Origin of the sequence: Celeribacter arenosi (genome assembly GCF_039539485.1) — a bacterium.
Taxonomy (GTDB): domain Bacteria; phylum Pseudomonadota; class Alphaproteobacteria; order Rhodobacterales; family Rhodobacteraceae; genus Celeribacter; species Celeribacter arenosi.
On sequence record NZ_BAABDF010000007.1, the window covers coordinates 996,520 to 1,012,432 of the forward strand.

At 62.9% G+C, this 15,913-nt stretch carries 12 protein-coding genes; 10 read left to right on the top strand and 2 right to left on the bottom strand.

Annotation, left to right across the window (positions count from 1 at the left end):
• Positions 1-69: 69 nt before the first annotated feature.
• The 7 genes from ABD815_RS12565 to ABD815_RS12595 all read left to right on the top strand — a co-directional run bounded on the left by ABD815_RS12565 (position 70) and on the right by ABD815_RS12595 (position 9,606).
• Positions 70-2,475, top strand: a complete 2,406-nt coding sequence (locus tag ABD815_RS12565; RefSeq protein WP_344847563.1) for a beta-mannosidase — start codon at positions 70-72, stop codon at positions 2,473-2,475.
• Between the two features lie 168 nt (positions 2,476-2,643).
• The gene (locus tag ABD815_RS12570) at positions 2,644-3,393 is read left to right on the top strand and encodes a sugar phosphate isomerase/epimerase family protein (RefSeq protein WP_344847565.1); all 750 of its coding nucleotides are present in this window, start codon (positions 2,644-2,646) and stop codon (positions 3,391-3,393) included.
• Between the two features lie 37 nt (positions 3,394-3,430).
• On the top strand, positions 3,431-4,564 hold the full coding sequence (locus ABD815_RS12575; RefSeq protein ID WP_344847566.1) for a Gfo/Idh/MocA family protein: 1,134 nt from the start codon (positions 3,431-3,433) through the stop codon (positions 4,562-4,564).
• Positions 4,565-4,625: 61 nt separating this feature from the next.
• Positions 4,626-5,669, top strand: coding sequence for an L-glyceraldehyde 3-phosphate reductase (gene mgrA, locus ABD815_RS12580; protein ID WP_344847568.1), 1,044 nt, complete (start codon positions 4,626-4,628; stop codon positions 5,667-5,669).
• Positions 5,670-5,791: 122 nt separating this feature from the next.
• A complete protein-coding gene (locus ABD815_RS12585) occupies positions 5,792-7,414 on the top strand; it encodes a glycoside hydrolase family 43 protein (protein WP_344847569.1) in 1,623 nt (540 codons plus the stop codon).
• 28 nt (positions 7,415-7,442) lie between these two features.
• Positions 7,443-8,288, top strand: coding sequence for a TolB family protein (locus ABD815_RS12590; RefSeq protein ID WP_344847570.1), 846 nt, complete (start codon positions 7,443-7,445; stop codon positions 8,286-8,288).
• Entirely contained in the window at positions 8,275-9,606 is a 1,332-nt protein-coding gene (locus ABD815_RS12595) for a cytochrome-c peroxidase (protein ID WP_344847571.1), read from the top strand. The genes ABD815_RS12590 and ABD815_RS12595 overlap by 14 nt, the downstream gene beginning before the upstream one ends.
• 25 nt (positions 9,607-9,631) lie before the next feature.
• Here the strand turns inward: ABD815_RS12595 and ABD815_RS12600 are convergent, their stop codons facing one another.
• Positions 9,632-11,122 carry a CRTAC1 family protein gene (locus ABD815_RS12600; RefSeq protein WP_344847572.1) on the bottom strand — a complete coding sequence of 497 codons (1,491 nt, stop codon included), beginning with the start codon at positions 11,120-11,122 and terminating at the stop codon, positions 9,632-9,634.
• Positions 11,119-12,375, bottom strand: a complete 1,257-nt coding sequence (locus ABD815_RS12605) for an ROK family transcriptional regulator (RefSeq protein ID WP_344847573.1) — start codon at positions 12,373-12,375, stop codon at positions 11,119-11,121. The genes ABD815_RS12600 and ABD815_RS12605 overlap by 4 nt, the downstream gene beginning before the upstream one ends.
• A 248-nt stretch (positions 12,376-12,623) precedes the next feature.
• On the opposite strand from ABD815_RS12605, the gene xylF reads away from it, so the two are divergent.
• The 3 genes from xylF (at position 12,624) to ABD815_RS12620 (ending at position 15,912) form a co-directional block, all read left to right on the top strand.
• Complete coding sequence (gene xylF, locus ABD815_RS12610; RefSeq protein WP_344847574.1) at positions 12,624-13,652, top strand: D-xylose ABC transporter substrate-binding protein; 1,029 nt, start codon at positions 12,624-12,626, stop codon at positions 13,650-13,652.
• A gap of 185 nt (positions 13,653-13,837) precedes the next feature.
• On the top strand, positions 13,838-15,148 hold the full coding sequence (locus ABD815_RS12615; RefSeq protein WP_344847576.1) for a sugar ABC transporter permease: 1,311 nt from the start codon (positions 13,838-13,840) through the stop codon (positions 15,146-15,148).
• A complete protein-coding gene (locus ABD815_RS12620) occupies positions 15,148-15,912 on the top strand; it encodes an ATP-binding cassette domain-containing protein (protein ID WP_344847578.1) in 765 nt (254 codons plus the stop codon). The genes ABD815_RS12615 and ABD815_RS12620 overlap by 1 nt, the downstream gene beginning before the upstream one ends.
• The last annotated feature ends 1 nt before the right edge of the window (position 15,913 follow it).

The following is a 15,913-nucleotide window of genomic DNA, read 5'->3' on the forward strand; positions in this document are numbered from 1 at the left end:
TCGCGCGCGACACGGCAAAGGGTCGCCCCTCACGGGCGGCCCGTTTTAATTGGATTTGATGAGGGCGTCATGAAACTCGACACCGGCTGGACATTTACCGACGATCAGGGCGATCACAGCATCGGCGTCGATTTCCCCTTTGACGCGGTCACCGCCCTGCATAGCGCGGGCAAAATCCCCGACCCCTATTGGGGGCGCAACGAATACGATCTGCGCTGGATTTCCGAACGCGACTGGCGCGCCGAGCGCCGCTTTACGCTCGAGAGCACCGATGTCGACCTGCTCGTCGACGGCCTCGACGGCGTCGTCGATGTAACCGTCAACGGCCAGAGCGTGCTGGAGGCCGACAACAGTTTCCGCAGCTGGCGCATCGACCTCTCTGAGGTCGCGACCACCGGCGAAAACACCATCGAGTTGCATTTCCGCTCCGTGGTGCGTGAAGGGGCCGACCGCCAAGCGCGCCAGAAATTCCACATCCCCGGCATCTCGGATCGCGACGACGGCCAATGCCCGATCAAGAACGGCAACATGCTGCGCAAACCGCAATGTGATTTCGGCTGGGACTGGAACATTGCGCTGGCGCCCTTTGGCGTCACGGGTGAACTCGCCGTGGTCCCCAAAACCAAATCCCGCATCGACCACGTCATGGTCCATCAGGACCACCACGACATCGAAAGCGAAAGCGTCACAGTCACCGTCACCGCCCATATCGCAGGCGACGCAGAAGGCGACACCGTGGAAATGGCCTTTGGCGGGCGCACCCGCGAAGCGCAGGTCAAAGGGCGCATCGCAGAGGCGAAGTTCTTCGTCGAAGTGCCCGAGCTTTGGTGGCCCGCAGGGCAGGGGATGCAACCGCTCTACGACCTCGAAGTCCGCCTCGACACCCAAAAGGTCGAAAAACGTATCGGCCTGCGCAGCCTCGATTTGCTGACAGTCGAAGACGACGCCGGCCTCGGCTTCAAATTCCGCGTCAACGGCCGCGATGTCTTCGCCAAAGGCGCCAACTGGATCCCCGCCGACGCGCTTTCGGGACGCATTGACCGCGAAGAGGTCCGTGCCCAACTCCAATCCGCGGTCGACGCCAATATGAACATGATCCGCGTCTGGGGCGGCGGGCGCTACGAGCCGACGTGGTTCTACGATCTGTGCGACGAAATGGGGCTGATGGTCTGGCAGGACTTCATGTTCTCCTGCAACCTCTATCCCGCCGACGACGCCTTCCTCGCCAATGTCGAACAGGAAGTGCGCGAAAACGTGCGCCGCATGCACCACCACGCCTCGATTGCGCTGTGGTGTGGCGACAACGAACTGGTCGGCGCGCTCACGTGGTTCAAGGAAAGCATCGAAAACCGCGACCGCTACCTCATCATGTACGACCGCCTCAGCCGCACTCTGGAAACCACGCTCAAAGACATCGACCCCTCCGCCAACTGGTGGTTCTCCTCGCCGTCCTCCGGCCCGCTCAACTTTGGCGACGCTTGGCATGACGACACCTCGGGTGACATGCACTTCTGGTCGGTCTGGCACGAAAACCGCGATTTCGAACACTACCGCGACGTGCGCCCGCGCTTCTGCTCTGAGTTCGGGTTCCAATCCTACCCCTCCAACCGCATCATCGACACCTTTGTGGGCGAAGCGGACCGCAACATCGCCGCGCCCGTCCTCGAAAGTCACCAGAAAAACGTCGGCGGCAACGAACGCATCGCCGCCACCATGTTCCGCTACTTCCGCTTTCCGGTGGATTTCGAAAACTTCGTCTACCTGTCACAGGTCCAACAGGGCCTCGCGATCAAAACCGCCGTCACATGGTGGCGCTCGCTCAAACCCCATTGCATGGGCACGCTGATCTGGCAGCTCAACGACACATGGCCCTGCGCCTCATGGTCCTCGCTCGACTACGGTGGAAACTGGAAACTGCTCCACCACATGGCGCAGAAATTCTACGCGCCCGTGCTGGTCACCGTCGCCCCCGAAGGCGGCAAAGACGTGTTCAAGGTCGTCAATGACACCGGCGACAACGTCGATGTCTCGGTTCAGGTCGCCGCCGTCAACATGGCCGGCGTGACCCGTCCGCTTGCGGATGCGACCATTTCTGCGTGGCCCTCAAAGGCGCTCGATCTGCTCGAACTCGACCCCGCGCTGTTGAATGACGACGAAATCTACGCCTTCACATGGCAGTCGGATGTGCACTCTGGTGGCGATATCCACGCCCCGCGCGCCTATAAAACCTACGACCTGCAAAACCCCGACCTGACCCACACAATTACCCAAAAAGACGGCATCTGGGAAATCACACTAGAGGCCTCGGCACTGGCACTCTTTGTCGCGCTGGAGGCGGATGTCGCAGGCCGGTTCTCAAACAATGCCTTCGCCCTCTTCCCGGGCGCGCCGGCAACAATCACCTTCACACCGCAAAGCTCTGATAAAAAACCGGAATTCACCCTGCGCGACCTCTATAGCGCTACCTATGGCTAACCCTTCCCACGGCGCCGAAAGGCCCCGTGCGCGCACCCCCACCAAAGCCCGTGCAAAGGCGAGAGGCGGGTGCGCAAAAATGACCCTCGACGGGGCGCGGGAGGCGCTTCAATGTCGACCCTGATTTGGTATACCATCGCGCCACTCGCGCGACACGGAGGAGAAGAAATGACAGACTTTTCATATCAGCTGTATAGCTCGCGCAACTGGGATCTCGCCGATACCCTCAAACTCGTCGGTGGCCTCGGCTACAAATACGTCGAAGGCTACGGCGGCCTCTACGCAGACCCCGAAAAGGTCGAAACGCTCAAAGCGTCTCTGGCCAAAAACGGCCTGCAAATGAAAACCGGCCACTTCGGTTTCGACATGGTCGCCGGTGAAACCGCGCGCGTCCTCGACATCGCCAAATCGCTCGACATGGACGGCGTTTTCGTCCCCGCACCCCCATCGCCCGAATACCGCGAAGGCAAAGGTGACTGGGATGCTTTTGCCGCCCAAATGGCCGAGGCCTCCAAACCCTACCTCGATGCGGGCCTGCAATTCGGCTACCACAACCACCACTGGGAATGGGAAGACCTCGGCGGCACCAATGCCATCGAAAAGATCACCGCAACCCCGGGCGTGCAGCTTGAAATGGACGTCGCATGGGTGGTGCGCGCCGGTCAGGACCCGATCGCATGGATCGACAAACTGGGCGACAAAATCGTCGCCGCCCACGTCAAGGACATCGCGCCTGCGGGTGAATGCCTCGACGAAGACGGCTGGGCCGACGCGGGCGAGGGCACCATGGACTGGCCTGCGATCATGGCGGCGCTGAAATCGAAAACCAACGCCGCGCATTTCGTGATGGAACACGACAATCCGAGCGATCACACCCGCTTTGCCACACGCTCCATCGCAAACGCGCGCAAATTCTGACGCCGCGCCATTCACATCACGACCGGGAGGAAACCACATGAAAAAACTGGGCGTCGGCATCATCGGATGCGGCAATATATCGACCAGCTACCTCAAACTCGCACCGATGTTCAAAGCACTCGAAGTGCGCGCGGTGGCAGACATCAACATGGAGGCCGCAAAAGCGCGGGCCGATGAATATGGCGTGCGCGCCGAGACGGTCGATGACCTGCTCGCCGCCGATGACATCGACCTGATCATCAACCTCACCATCCCCGCAGCGCATTTCGACATCACCAAACGGGCGCTGAACGCGGGCAAACATGCCTATTCGGAAAAACCCTTTGTCCTCACCTTGGAGGAGGGCGAGGAACTGCGCGCGATCTGCGAAAAAACCGGCCTGCGCGTCGGCTCGGCGCCCGACACATGGATGGGCGGCGCGCATCAGTTCGCGCGCCACATCATCGACAGCGGCCAACTCGGTCAGATCACATCGGGCACCGCCCATGTCCTCAATCCGGGCATGGAAATGTGGCACCCCAACCCCGACTTCTTCTTCCAACCCGGTGGCGGCCCCATGCTCGATCTGGGCCCATATTACGTCACCAACCTCATCCAATTGCTCGGACCGGTGACAAAGGTCGCAGCCCTCACCAACAAGGGCAAAGAGGAGCGCACCATCAGTGCCGATTGCCCGCGCAACGGTGAAAAAGTGCCGGTGATCGTGGACACCAACGTGCACGCACTGCTGCAATTCGCCTCCGGTGCGCAAATCTCGGTGACCACCTCTTGGGATGTCTGGGGCTCGCGCCACCAGAACATGGAACTCTACGGCACAGAGGGCGCCATCTACGTGCCCGACCCGAACTTCTTCGGCGGCACCGTCGAGACCGTTGGCCACGACCGCGAAGCCAAGGTCGAAACCCAATGGGACCACGCCTTCGGCGTCCCCAACCAAGAGCACAAACAGGGCATGATGGCCAACTACCGCACCGCCGGCGTCGCCGACATGGCCCAAGCCATCGTCGAAGGTCGCCCGCACCGCTGTTCCCTCGAACTGGCGCTGCATGCGGTCGAGGTGATGACGGCGATCCTGAAATCGGGTGAAACCGGCACCTTCATCGACATGACCACCACCTGCACCCGCCCCGCAGCCGTCACGCCGCAGGAGGCGCAGGCCCTGCTCGGCTAACCCAAACGCCCGGCCCCGAAAACGGGCCGGGCCTTCGCCACTGATCCAACGGAGACCACCCATGGAAACCTACGTCCCATCCGACACCCGTTACGACAAAATGGTCTACCGCCGCTGCGGCAAATCGGGGCTCAAACTCCCCGCTGTCTCGCTCGGCCTGTGGCACAACTTCGGCGGCGACACGGCCCATGACACCAAACGCGCGATCCTGCGTCAGGCCTTTGATCTCGGGATCACCCACTTCGATCTGGCCAATAACTACGGCCCCCCCGCAGGCTCCGCCGAATTCGCTTTCGGCTCGATCCTCAAAGAGGACTTCCACGGCCTGCGCGATGAAATGGTGATCTCCACCAAAGCCGGCTACCACATGTGGAACGGCCCCTACGGCGAATGGGGCAGCCGCAAATACCTGCTCTCCTCGCTCGACCAATCGCTCGATCGCATGGGGCTCGACTACGTCGACATCTTCTATTCGCACCGCTTTGACCCCGACACGCCGCTCGAGGAAACCATGGGCGCGCTCGACACCGCCGTGCGCTCGGGCCGCGCACTCTACGCAGGCATCTCCTCCTATAACGCCGACCGCACCCGCGAAGCCGTCCGCATCCTCAACGATCTGGGCACGCCCTGCATCATCCACCAGCCGAGCTACAATATGCTCAACCGCTGGGTCGAACGCGACGGCCTCAAAGACACGCTCAAAGAACTCGGTGTCGGCTCCATCGCCTTCACCCCTCTGGCTCAGGGCATGCTGACCGGCAAATACCTCGGCGGCATCCCAGATGGCTCCCGCGCGACCCAGGGCAAATCGCTCAACCCCAATATGCTCTCCGATCACGCGATCAAAAACCTCAACAAACTCAACGAGGTGGCCGAGGCGCGCGGCCAAACGCTCGCCCAGATGGCGATCGCATGGGTGCTGCGCGGGGAGGGGATCACCACCGCCCTGATCGGGGCCTCCAAACCGTCCCAAGTCGTCGATTGCGTCGGCGCGATCTCCAATCTGGAGTTCACCAAAGACGAATTGAAACTGATCGACGAATACGCCGACGAAGAGAAAATCAATCTCTGGGCGCAATCGTCCGAAAAGGCAGGCGAGGCCTGATCACACCACATATTCACGCCGCGGGGGGCCATGCCTCCCGCGGTTTGACACAACACCGCGCGCGCCTTGCATCGCGCACCGGCGCGACCGCTTGCACACCGCGCCGCTGAGGAGGAAACACCATGATCCAGAACCCAATCCTGCCGGGCTTTAACGCCGACCCCTCGTTCTGCCGCGTGGGCGATGACTACTACATCGCCACCTCGACCTTCGAATGGTATCCGGGCGTGCAAATCCACCACTCCCGCGATCTGGTGAACTGGACGCTGGTTTCGCGCCCGCTGAACCGCGAAAGCCTCCTCGACATGCGCGGCAACCCCGACAGCTGCGGCATCTGGGCACCCTGCCTGTCCCACGACGGCGAAAAATTCTGGCTCGTCTACACCGACGTCAAACGCTTTGTCGGCAAATTCAAAGACACCCATAACTACATCACCGCCTGTGAGACCATCGACGGCGACTGGTGCGACCCGTGGTATGTGAATTCCTCGGGCTTTGACCCCTCGCTGTTCCACGACGACGACGGGCGCAAATACTTCATGAACATGCAATGGAACCACCGCGGCGCAGGTACCGGCGGCAACCCCGCCAACTCCTCCTTCGATGGCATCCTGCTACAGGAATGGTCGCCCGAAATCGGCCTCACCGGCCCTGTGGAAATGGTCTACGAAGGCTCGCCCCTCGGCCTCACCGAAGCGCCCCATATTTTCAAACGGGGTGGCTATTACTACATGACCACCGCCGAGGGCGGCACGGGCTATAACCACGCCGTCACGCTGGCGCGCGCCAAAAACATCTGGGGCCCCTATGAGGATCACCCCGACCTGCACGTGATCTCGACCCAGAACACCCCCGTCACCAAAAGCGCGATCCAGCGCACCGGCCACGGCCAATATGTCGAAACCCCCGATGGGCAGGTCTATCACACCTTCCTCATGGGCCGCCCGATCCAGAAGGCGGGCGTGGGCCGTTTCTACTGCCCGATGGGGCGTGAAACCGGTATCGAACGCTGCGTGTGGCGCGATGATTGGCTCTACCTCGAAGAGGGCGGCCCCGATGGAATGGTGCCGCGCGAAACGCTGCCCGGTCTGGCCGATGTCGACCCGACCCCGCCGCGCGACGTGATCACCGAGTTTGCCGGCACCACCTTGCCGAGCGATTTCCAATGGCTGCGCCACCCCCATCCCGACCGCCTGTTCCGCGTCGACAACGGGCTGCATATGATCGGGCGCGAAAGCTTCGGGTCGTGGTTCGAAAATGCCCTCGTCGCCCGGCGTCAGGAACATTTCACCTTCACGGTCGAAACCACTCTCAAAGACTATCAACCCACCACATATCAACAGGCGGCGGGCCTGACCTATTACTACAATACCCACAAATTCTACAAACTCCTCGTCGGCTTTGAACCCGACATCGGGCGCTGCGTGCAGCTGATCTGTTGCCCCGGCGACTGGCAGAACAACGACCTGATCTGGATCGGTGACAAAGTTGCCATTCCCGACGGCCCCGTTGAGATGCGCGCCGATGTCGACCACGCCGCCGTGCGCTTTTCCTTCCGTCCCGCAGGCGGCGACTGGACGCCAGTCGGCGGCACGCAGGACGCCACGCTGATCTCGGACGAGGCGGGCAGGGGCGAACATTGCTCCTTCACCGGCGCCTTCGTGGGCGTCTACGCCATGGACATCACAGGGCAGGGCAAAGAGGCGACATTCTCCCGCTTTGCCTATCTCCCCAAAGGCGCGTAACCTGCCCGCAAACTCCGAGGGATCACCTATGACCACCTGGACTTCCCGCCTGATGATCTACGACTCCGAGGAAGGGCGCGCTTTCCCCGTGCTCGAAACCGAAGACCATATCGAGGCCCCGAACTGGACGCCTGACGGCGAGGCGCTGATCGTCAACGGCGACGGGCGGCTCTACTGGGTCGACCTGAATGAGCCCGATCTGGCCGAAATCGACACCGGCATGCTGATCAAACTCAACAACGACCACGGCATCTCCCCCGATGGGTCAACGCTGGCGCTCTCGGACCACACACTCGGGGGCGGCTCGGTGATCTGGACCCTCGATCTGGACGCGGAAGAGGCCGATCCGGTTCGCATCACCCCCAACTCCCCCTCATGGTGGCACGGCTGGTCGCCCGATGGCAAAACGCTCGCCTATACGGCGGTGCGCGACGAGGTTTTCGGCATCTACACCATTCCCGTCACAGGCGGCCCCGAAACCTGCCTGATCGGCGGTCCCCACCACTATGACGGCCCCGATTACACCCCCGACGGGCAATGGGTCTGGTTCAACTCCGAACGCTCCGGCAACGGCACTTCCGACCTGTGGCGCGTGCGCGTGGACGGCACCGATCCCCAACAAATGACCGACGATGACCGCGTGAACTGGTTCCCGCACCCCTCGCCGGATGGCACGAAAATCGTCTACCTCGCCTATCCGAACGGCACCACGGGCCACCCCGGCGACCTCGACGTGGAACTGCGCCTGCTCGCCCCCGAAGGCGGCAAACCCGAAACCCTCGTGAAACTTTTCGGCGGCCAAGGGACGATCAACGTCCCCTCATGGTCGCCCGACAGCGTGGCCTTTGCCTATGTGGAATATGCGCGCAAATAACCGCCCCGCCGCGGCCCTCGCCATCGCGGCGCTCACCATGGCGACTCTGCACACCGGCGCTCTGGCCGCAGAGCCGCTTCCCGCGCCCCTCACAGACGCCGACTACATGGCCGTGGACCCCGCAGAGGCGGCGCTTGGCCAGCTTCTGTTCTACGATCCGGTGCTCTCGGGCAATGACAACATCGCCTGCTCGACCTGCCACCACCCCCGCCTTGGCACCTCCGATGGTCTCCCGCTCGGCCTCGGGGAGGGCGGCATCGGTCTGGGCCCGGACCGCGTTGTGGACCCCGAAAACATCCCCGAGGACCGCGTGCCGCGCAACGCGCCCGCGCTCTATAACCTCGGCGCGCTCGAGTACCGCTCCATGTTCCACGACGGGCGCGTGGAAACCCGCGCAGACGGCACCCTGCGCGTGCCCATCGAGGATCCGTTTTTCTCCCGCGTCAGCGGCATCCTCGCCACCCAATCCGCCTTTCCCGTCCTCTCGGCGGATGAAATGGCAGGGCAGGTGAGCGAAAATGACCTCTCCAAAACCGTGCGAAAGGGCCGCTTTTCCGGCGCGGATGGCGCATGGGAACTGATCGCCGCCGACATCGCCGCGATCCCCGAATACCGCGAAAAATTCGCCGCCACATATCCCGAGATCGCCGCAGGCGCCCCGATCACCTTCGTGGAAATCTCCAACGCCATCGCCGCCTTCATGGCCTTTGAATTCCGCGCCGATAACAGCGCCTTTGACCGTGCCCTGCGGGGTCAATCCCCCCTCGACCCACTGGCCCAAACCGGCGCAGAGCTGTTCTACGGCGATGCCGGATGCAGCGCCTGCCACACTGGCGCGCTGCAAACCGACCACGGCTTTCACGCCATGGGCCAACCCCAATTCGGCCCCGGAAAAACGCTCCCCTTCGAGGCCGGCACCCGCGACGAAGGCCGCTTTCTCGTCACCGGCAAAACTTCCGACCTCTACGCCTTTCGCACGCCCTCGCTGCGCAACGTGACCCTGACCGCGCCCTATGGGCACACCGGTGCCTACGCCGATCTGCGCGCCTTTGTGGTCGCCCACCTCGCACCGCGCGCCGCGTTCAAATCATGGACGCCCGACATGGTAACGCTGCCCGATCTTGAGGTAAGCGATTGGGAAACATGGGAAAACCCGCGCACACGCGCAGAGATCGCCGCCGCCATCAAGGTGCCCGACCGCACATTGCCCGACGATCAGATCGACGCGCTCATGGCCTTCCTGAGCGCCTTGGAGGATGACCCAGCCCGCCTCGGCATCCCCGAGGCGGTCCCCTCCGGCCTGTTGTTCGAAAAATAGCGCCTAGCGCGACGTTAGCGCGACGTTAGCGCGACGTGGCCCGCTCGACCCACGGCCCCTGCGTCCCGTCCGGCGTGGTCATGCGCACCCGCACCACCTCGCTCTCGCCGACGCCGAAATGCAACGGCACCGCCTTGCCCGACACATGCCCACCGCCCACGGTGACCTCCTGCATCTGCACCACGCCACCGCTTTCCACCTCGACCCGCGTGCCCACACCACCGCGCCCATAGGGCACCGCGACCTCGATCCACCGCCCCGACCCGACACTCACATTGCGCCAGACCTGCAAAGGCCCGCGCCGGTTCACCACCACCAGATCGAGCTTCCCGTCGGCGTTGAAATCCACCACCCCCGCACCGCGCGATTTCTCCAAAGACGCCACACCGGCGGCCACCGACACCTCTTCAAACGTGCCATCGCCGCGCTGGCGCAGCAAGTTGTTGGGGTCGCGCGCCGCATTGGACGGCATCTGTTCGACATTGCCCTTGGCGATGAACAAATCGACCAACCCGTCATTGTCCACATCGCCCCATTCCGCATGCCACCCCGTGGTCGCACGCCCGTCATCGCCCACATGGGGGCGATGGGCATAGGTGCCGGTCTCATAGGGCGCGGCCACATACCCGCCCGCGGGCGTGGCAAACTGCAACAGCTGATCGCCCATGGAGGTCAGCATCACATCGGGCAACTGGTCGCCATTCACATCCCGCTCGGCAATTCCCATGCCCCAGAGCGATACTTTCTCCCAACCATCGCTGTCGCCCAGAAACCGGTTCTCGCGCAGATCGTAAAGCTGCTCGTAGCCGCCTTTGACATAGTAGTGGCGGTCGTTGGAAATACGCAGCATCACACGATCCCGCGCGCCCTTGGACATCAGCGCCGAAAGCGCGCAAAACCCCGGCTCCAATACCGTCTTCTCCCAGCCGCCCGCCACGGGGCGGTGCAATTCATTGGCATCACAGGCCTCGAACGGCCCCTCGGGATCCTCGCGGTTCACATAATTGCCCACGAAAAACGTCGCCCGATCCGCGCCATCCTCCCATGTGGCAGTAAACGACGTGCTCCACCGGTCACCGCCCTCAAATCCCCACGCCTGCGTCGCATCCTCAAAGGCACAGCCCCCCAATCCGCGCAGCAGCCGATTTTCCCCGACCCGCATCACCGCAAGGTCGAGAACCCCGTCGCCATCAATGTCCAATGGATAGGCCCCCGTCACCTCGACGATCTCGTCAATCGCAACGGCCTCAAACGCGATGGCCCCGCCGCGCGCAGAGCGGTTCACCATCAGGCTCGCAGGGCGCGACCCGCCGGCGGCAAAGAGATCGGGTAATTCATCACCGTTGCAGTCAAACACCGCCACGCCGCCGCCCACGAAATGCTCCCAGCCGCCGGTGTAGCGATGCGCAGGCACCACCACCTCTTCAAACCGGATGTCACCGGCGCAAACGGGCAGGGCGCATAGCCCGACCCCTGCGCCAATCACCGCCCGCCGCACCCCAATAACCGCCCTCATCCCAGACGCATCTCCGTCGCATGATCGAGCGCCAAGGCCCCCGCACCCTGCGCCCAGATCAAGTCCCCCCACGCATGGATTTCCACCGGCGTCGCAGGCCGCCCGGGACGGCGCGTCATCTCGCGCATCTCGGCGAGAACCTCCTCGGCATAGAGATAGTCATAGCGCATCCGCTCTCCCGACAGAAAAATCAGCGTCGGGTCGAACAAAGTGACCACATTGGCCAATCCGGCCGCCAGATAACGCCCCGCGCGCGCGAAAATCGCCTTGGCCGCGTCATTGCCATCCTTGGCCTGCGCAAAAAGCGCCTCCATCATATCGCCCTGCGACTCGCCACCGGTGGACAGCGACAGCGCGGTATGCGCCTCGCGCACCAAAGCGTAATCGGCCACATAGGCCTCCAGACACCCGCGCTGCCCGCAGCGGCACAGCGCCCCGTCGAGCTGGATCTTCGTATGCCCGATCTCCATCCCGTGACCCAACCCGCCGCGCTGCAACCGGTGGTCGTTGACCAACCCCATGCCCACGCCATGCTCGATCGAGACCACCGCAAAGTTGTCGAGCCCACGCCCCGCGCCAAACCACAACTCGGCCAGCGCGAGCAGGTTGGCATCGTTATCAATGCGCACCGGACATCCGATCCGCTCGACCAACAGATCACGCAGCGCCACATGGCTCTCGGCCATGCAGGGGCACCAGATCACATAGCCCGCCTCGAAATCGACCATGCCCGGAATACCCGCCGCAACCGCCATGAGGTTTTCACGCGCCACGCCCGCCTCCGCCAAAGCGTCTTTGACCAAGGCTTCAATCTCGACAAGGATCTCCTCGGTGCTGCGCAGACCACTGGGCGGATGGATCGTCGCCGACCCCAACCGGTTGCCCGCCATATCGAGCACCAGCGCCGAGTTCGCACGATCCGAAATCTTGATGCCGATCACCACGCCGGACCCCGGACGCACACGCAAGCCCACAGGGGGACGCCCGCGCGCCGGATCGCCTTCGCGCCGACCCAACTCGGTCTCCTCGATCAACCCCTCGCCAATCAGATCGGCCGATAGCTGCGTCACCGTGGCAGGCGACACCGACAGGGCGCGCGCAATATCCACCCGCGCAATCGACCCCGCCGCGCGCACACTCTCGAACAACCGCTGCCGCAAAGGCACCGCCGTCAGATCACGCACAACAGGAAGAGGGCCACAGCCGGACACCGGCATCTGCACTTTCGCGGGATTATCGTCTGTAAGTGTCATCAGGTAAAATTCACTGACCTAATTAAATTGTGCACGTGCAGCATGGTAAATCACGCAAGTGGGCCATTTTAGACACGTCTTACCCCCGATGCCTACCAATTTTTGGGCGCAAATGGGAAAGTTTTATTTTGACACGAAAATTATATCTGCGAAACTGCCTTCCGCCGACGTTGAGTCGGTTCCGCCATCCGATCAACAACGCTCCGTCGCGGAGCAGGGGAGCGGCGGATCAATTTGGGAGGAATAAAATGCGTAAATCCATGCTGATGGCCGCCACCATTGTGGCAGCCGGCTTTGTCACATCCGCTATGGCACAGGACCTCACGGTCGGCGTGTCCTGGTCCAACTTCCAGGAAGAGCGTTGGAAAACAGACGAAGCTGCGATCAAGTCGGCGCTGGACGCTGCAGGCGCAACCTACGTGTCCGCCGACGCCCAGTCGTCTTCTGCCAAGCAGCTCAGCGACATCGAAAACCTGATCGCACAGGGCGTTGACGCGCTCATCGTGCTCGGTCAGGACACCCAGGCCGTGATCCCCGCCGTTCAGGCCGCCGTTGACGAAGACATCCCCGTCGTCGCCTACGACCGTCTGATCGAAGACGCGCGCGCCTTCTACCTGACTTTCGACAACGTCGAGGTTGGCCGTATGCAGGCCCGCGCCGTTCTCGAAGCCGCCCCCTCGGGCCGCTACGTCATGATCAAAGGCTCCCCGACCGATCCCAACGCAGACTTCCTGCGCGGCGGTCAGCAAGAAGTGCTGCAATCGGCGATTGACGCCGGCGACATCACCATCGTGGGCGAAGCCTACACCGATGGCTGGTTGCCTGCGAACGCGCAGCGCAACATGGAGCAGATCCTGACAGAAACCTCCAACGGCGTTGACGCTGTTGTGGCTTCCAACGACGGCACCGCAGGCGGTGTTGTTGCGGCTCTCACCGCACAGGGCATGCAGGGCATCCCCGTCTCCGGTCAGGACGGCGACCACGCCGCTCTCAACCGTGTCGCTGCCGGCACACAGACCGTTTCGGTTTGGAAAGACGCCCGTGAACTCGGCAAGGCAGCCGGCGAAATCGCCGTCGCTCTCGCGGGCGGCACGGCACCTGAAGACGTCGCAAACGCGGTGAAATTCACCACACCCGGTGGCAACGAGATGAACGCCGTGTTCCTCGCCCCCGTGCCGGTGACTGCCGCGAACCTGTCCGCCGTCGTCGACGCCGGCTGGATCTCCCAGGAAGCGCTTTGCCAAGGCGTGGAAAACGGTCCGGCTCCCTGTAACTGATCGGGCCTGATCCGTTTGCCACGCGCCTCCTTGAGGCTGGCAATCGCGACTTGAACCTGCGCCGTCCCGCCCCGCTGTGGGGCGGCGCACCGACCCGTCAGGCACCTGCGGCCCCGCCGCATGACACCCAAACCACCCCCACAACGGCGCCACCATAAGACGCCGCACAACATGCAAGGGCAACCATGAGCGACACACCCAGAACCTCTGGCGGGACAACCGGGCAGGCAGGCGCGCCACAACGCAGCCTCATGCAAAGCCTCGAATTGGACATGCGCCTCCTTGGCATGATCGGCGCCTTCGTCCTCATCGCGCTGGTCTTCAACTTCTTCACCGGCGGCAATTTCCTCAGCCCGCGCAACATCTTCAACCTGACCATCCAAACCGTCTCCGTGGCCATCATGGCCACCGGCATGGTGTTTGTGATCGTCACCCGCAATATCGACCTCTCGGTCGGGGCCGTGCTCGCCATCTCGTCTGCGATGATGGCTATGATGCAGGCCCGCTGGATGCCCGGATGGGGCGTGGAACTCGGCTCGCCCGTCATGGCGCCGGTCGCCATGCTCACCGGTCTGATCATCGGCACCTTGATCGGGGCCTTCAACGGCTACCTGATCGGCTACCAGAAAATCCCCGCCTTCATCGTCACCCTCGGTGGCTTCCTCGTCTGGCGCTACGCGGGCTGGTATCTCACCTCCGGCCAAACCATCGCACCGCTCGACGGCACCTTCATCCTCTTCGGCGGCGCCGAAGGCACGCTGGGCGAAACCCTCTCATGGGTCGTCGGCGGACTGGCCGCACTGGCCGCAATCTACGGCGTGTGGTCTGCACGCCAGAACCGCCTGCGCCACGCATTTCCCGTCAAACCGCTCTGGGCCGAATTCGCGCTCGGCGGCGCGGCCGTGGCCACCATCCTCGGCTTTATCGCCACCCTGAACGCCTATGACATCCCCAAAGGCAAACTGCGCCGCATGTTCGAGGCCCGCGGCGAAGTCGTCCCCGACGGCTTTTCCCAAGGCCACGGCCTGCCGATCTCGGTTCTCATCCTGATCGTCGTCGCCATCTCCATGACCGTGGTGGCCCAGAAAACCCGCCTCGGCAAATACATCTTCGCCACCGGCGGCAACCCCGACGCGGCCGAACTCTCGGGCATCAACACCCGCCTGCTGACGGTCAAGGTCTTTGCGATCATGGGGTTCCTGTGCGGCCTCTCGGCGATCATCGCCCAGGCCCGCCTGCAAAGCCACGCCAACGACATCGGCACGCTTGACGAACTTCGCGTCATCGCCGCCGCCGTCATCGGGGGCACCGCGCTCTCGGGCGGGGCAGGGACCATCTACGGCGCCATCCTCGGTGCCCTCATCATGCAGTCGCTCACCTCGGGCATGGGCATGGTCGGCGTCGACAGCCCGCTGCAAAACATCGTCGTCGGCTCGGTGCTCGTCTTCGCCGTCTGGATCGACATTCAATACCGTAAACGCACAGGGGTGAAATGATGACCGTTGATCGTACAGGAACCCCGCTCGTCGAAATGCGCGACATGTCGATTGCTTTCGGCGGCATCCGCGCCGTGGACAATGTCTCCATCGACCTCTTTGCTGGCGAAGTCGTCGGCCTTCTGGGCCACAACGGTGCGGGCAAATCGACGCTGATCAAAATGCTCTCGGGCGCCTACGCCCCGAGCCATGGCGAGATCTTCATCGAAGGCCAAAAGGCCGAGATCCACAACCCCCGCGACGCGCGCCATTACAACATCGAAACCATCTACCAGACGCTCGCTTTGGCCGATAACCTCGATGCCGCCTCGAACCTGTTTCTGGGCCGCGAACTGGTGACACCGCTCGGCTTTGTGGACGAGGCCGCGATGGAGGCGGAAACCCGCAAAATCATGGGCCGCCTCAACCCGAACTTCCAGAAGTTCAAAGACCCGGTCTCCGCGCTTTCGGGCGGCCAACGCCAATCGGTCGCCATCGCACGCGCGGTCTATTTCAACGCCAAAATCCTGATCATGGACGAACCCACCGCGGCGCTTGGCCCACAGGAAACCGAAATGGTCGCCGAACTGGTGCAGGAACTCAAAAATCAGGGCCTCGGCATCTTCCTGATCGAACACGACATCCACAACGTGATGAAGCTGTGCGATCGCGCCATGGTGATGAAAAACGGCGCCCGCGTGGGCACCGTGGACGTCGACAAAGTCACCGATGACGACATCCTCGGCATGATCATCATGGGGAAAAAACCCCCGAGCGCCTACTGAC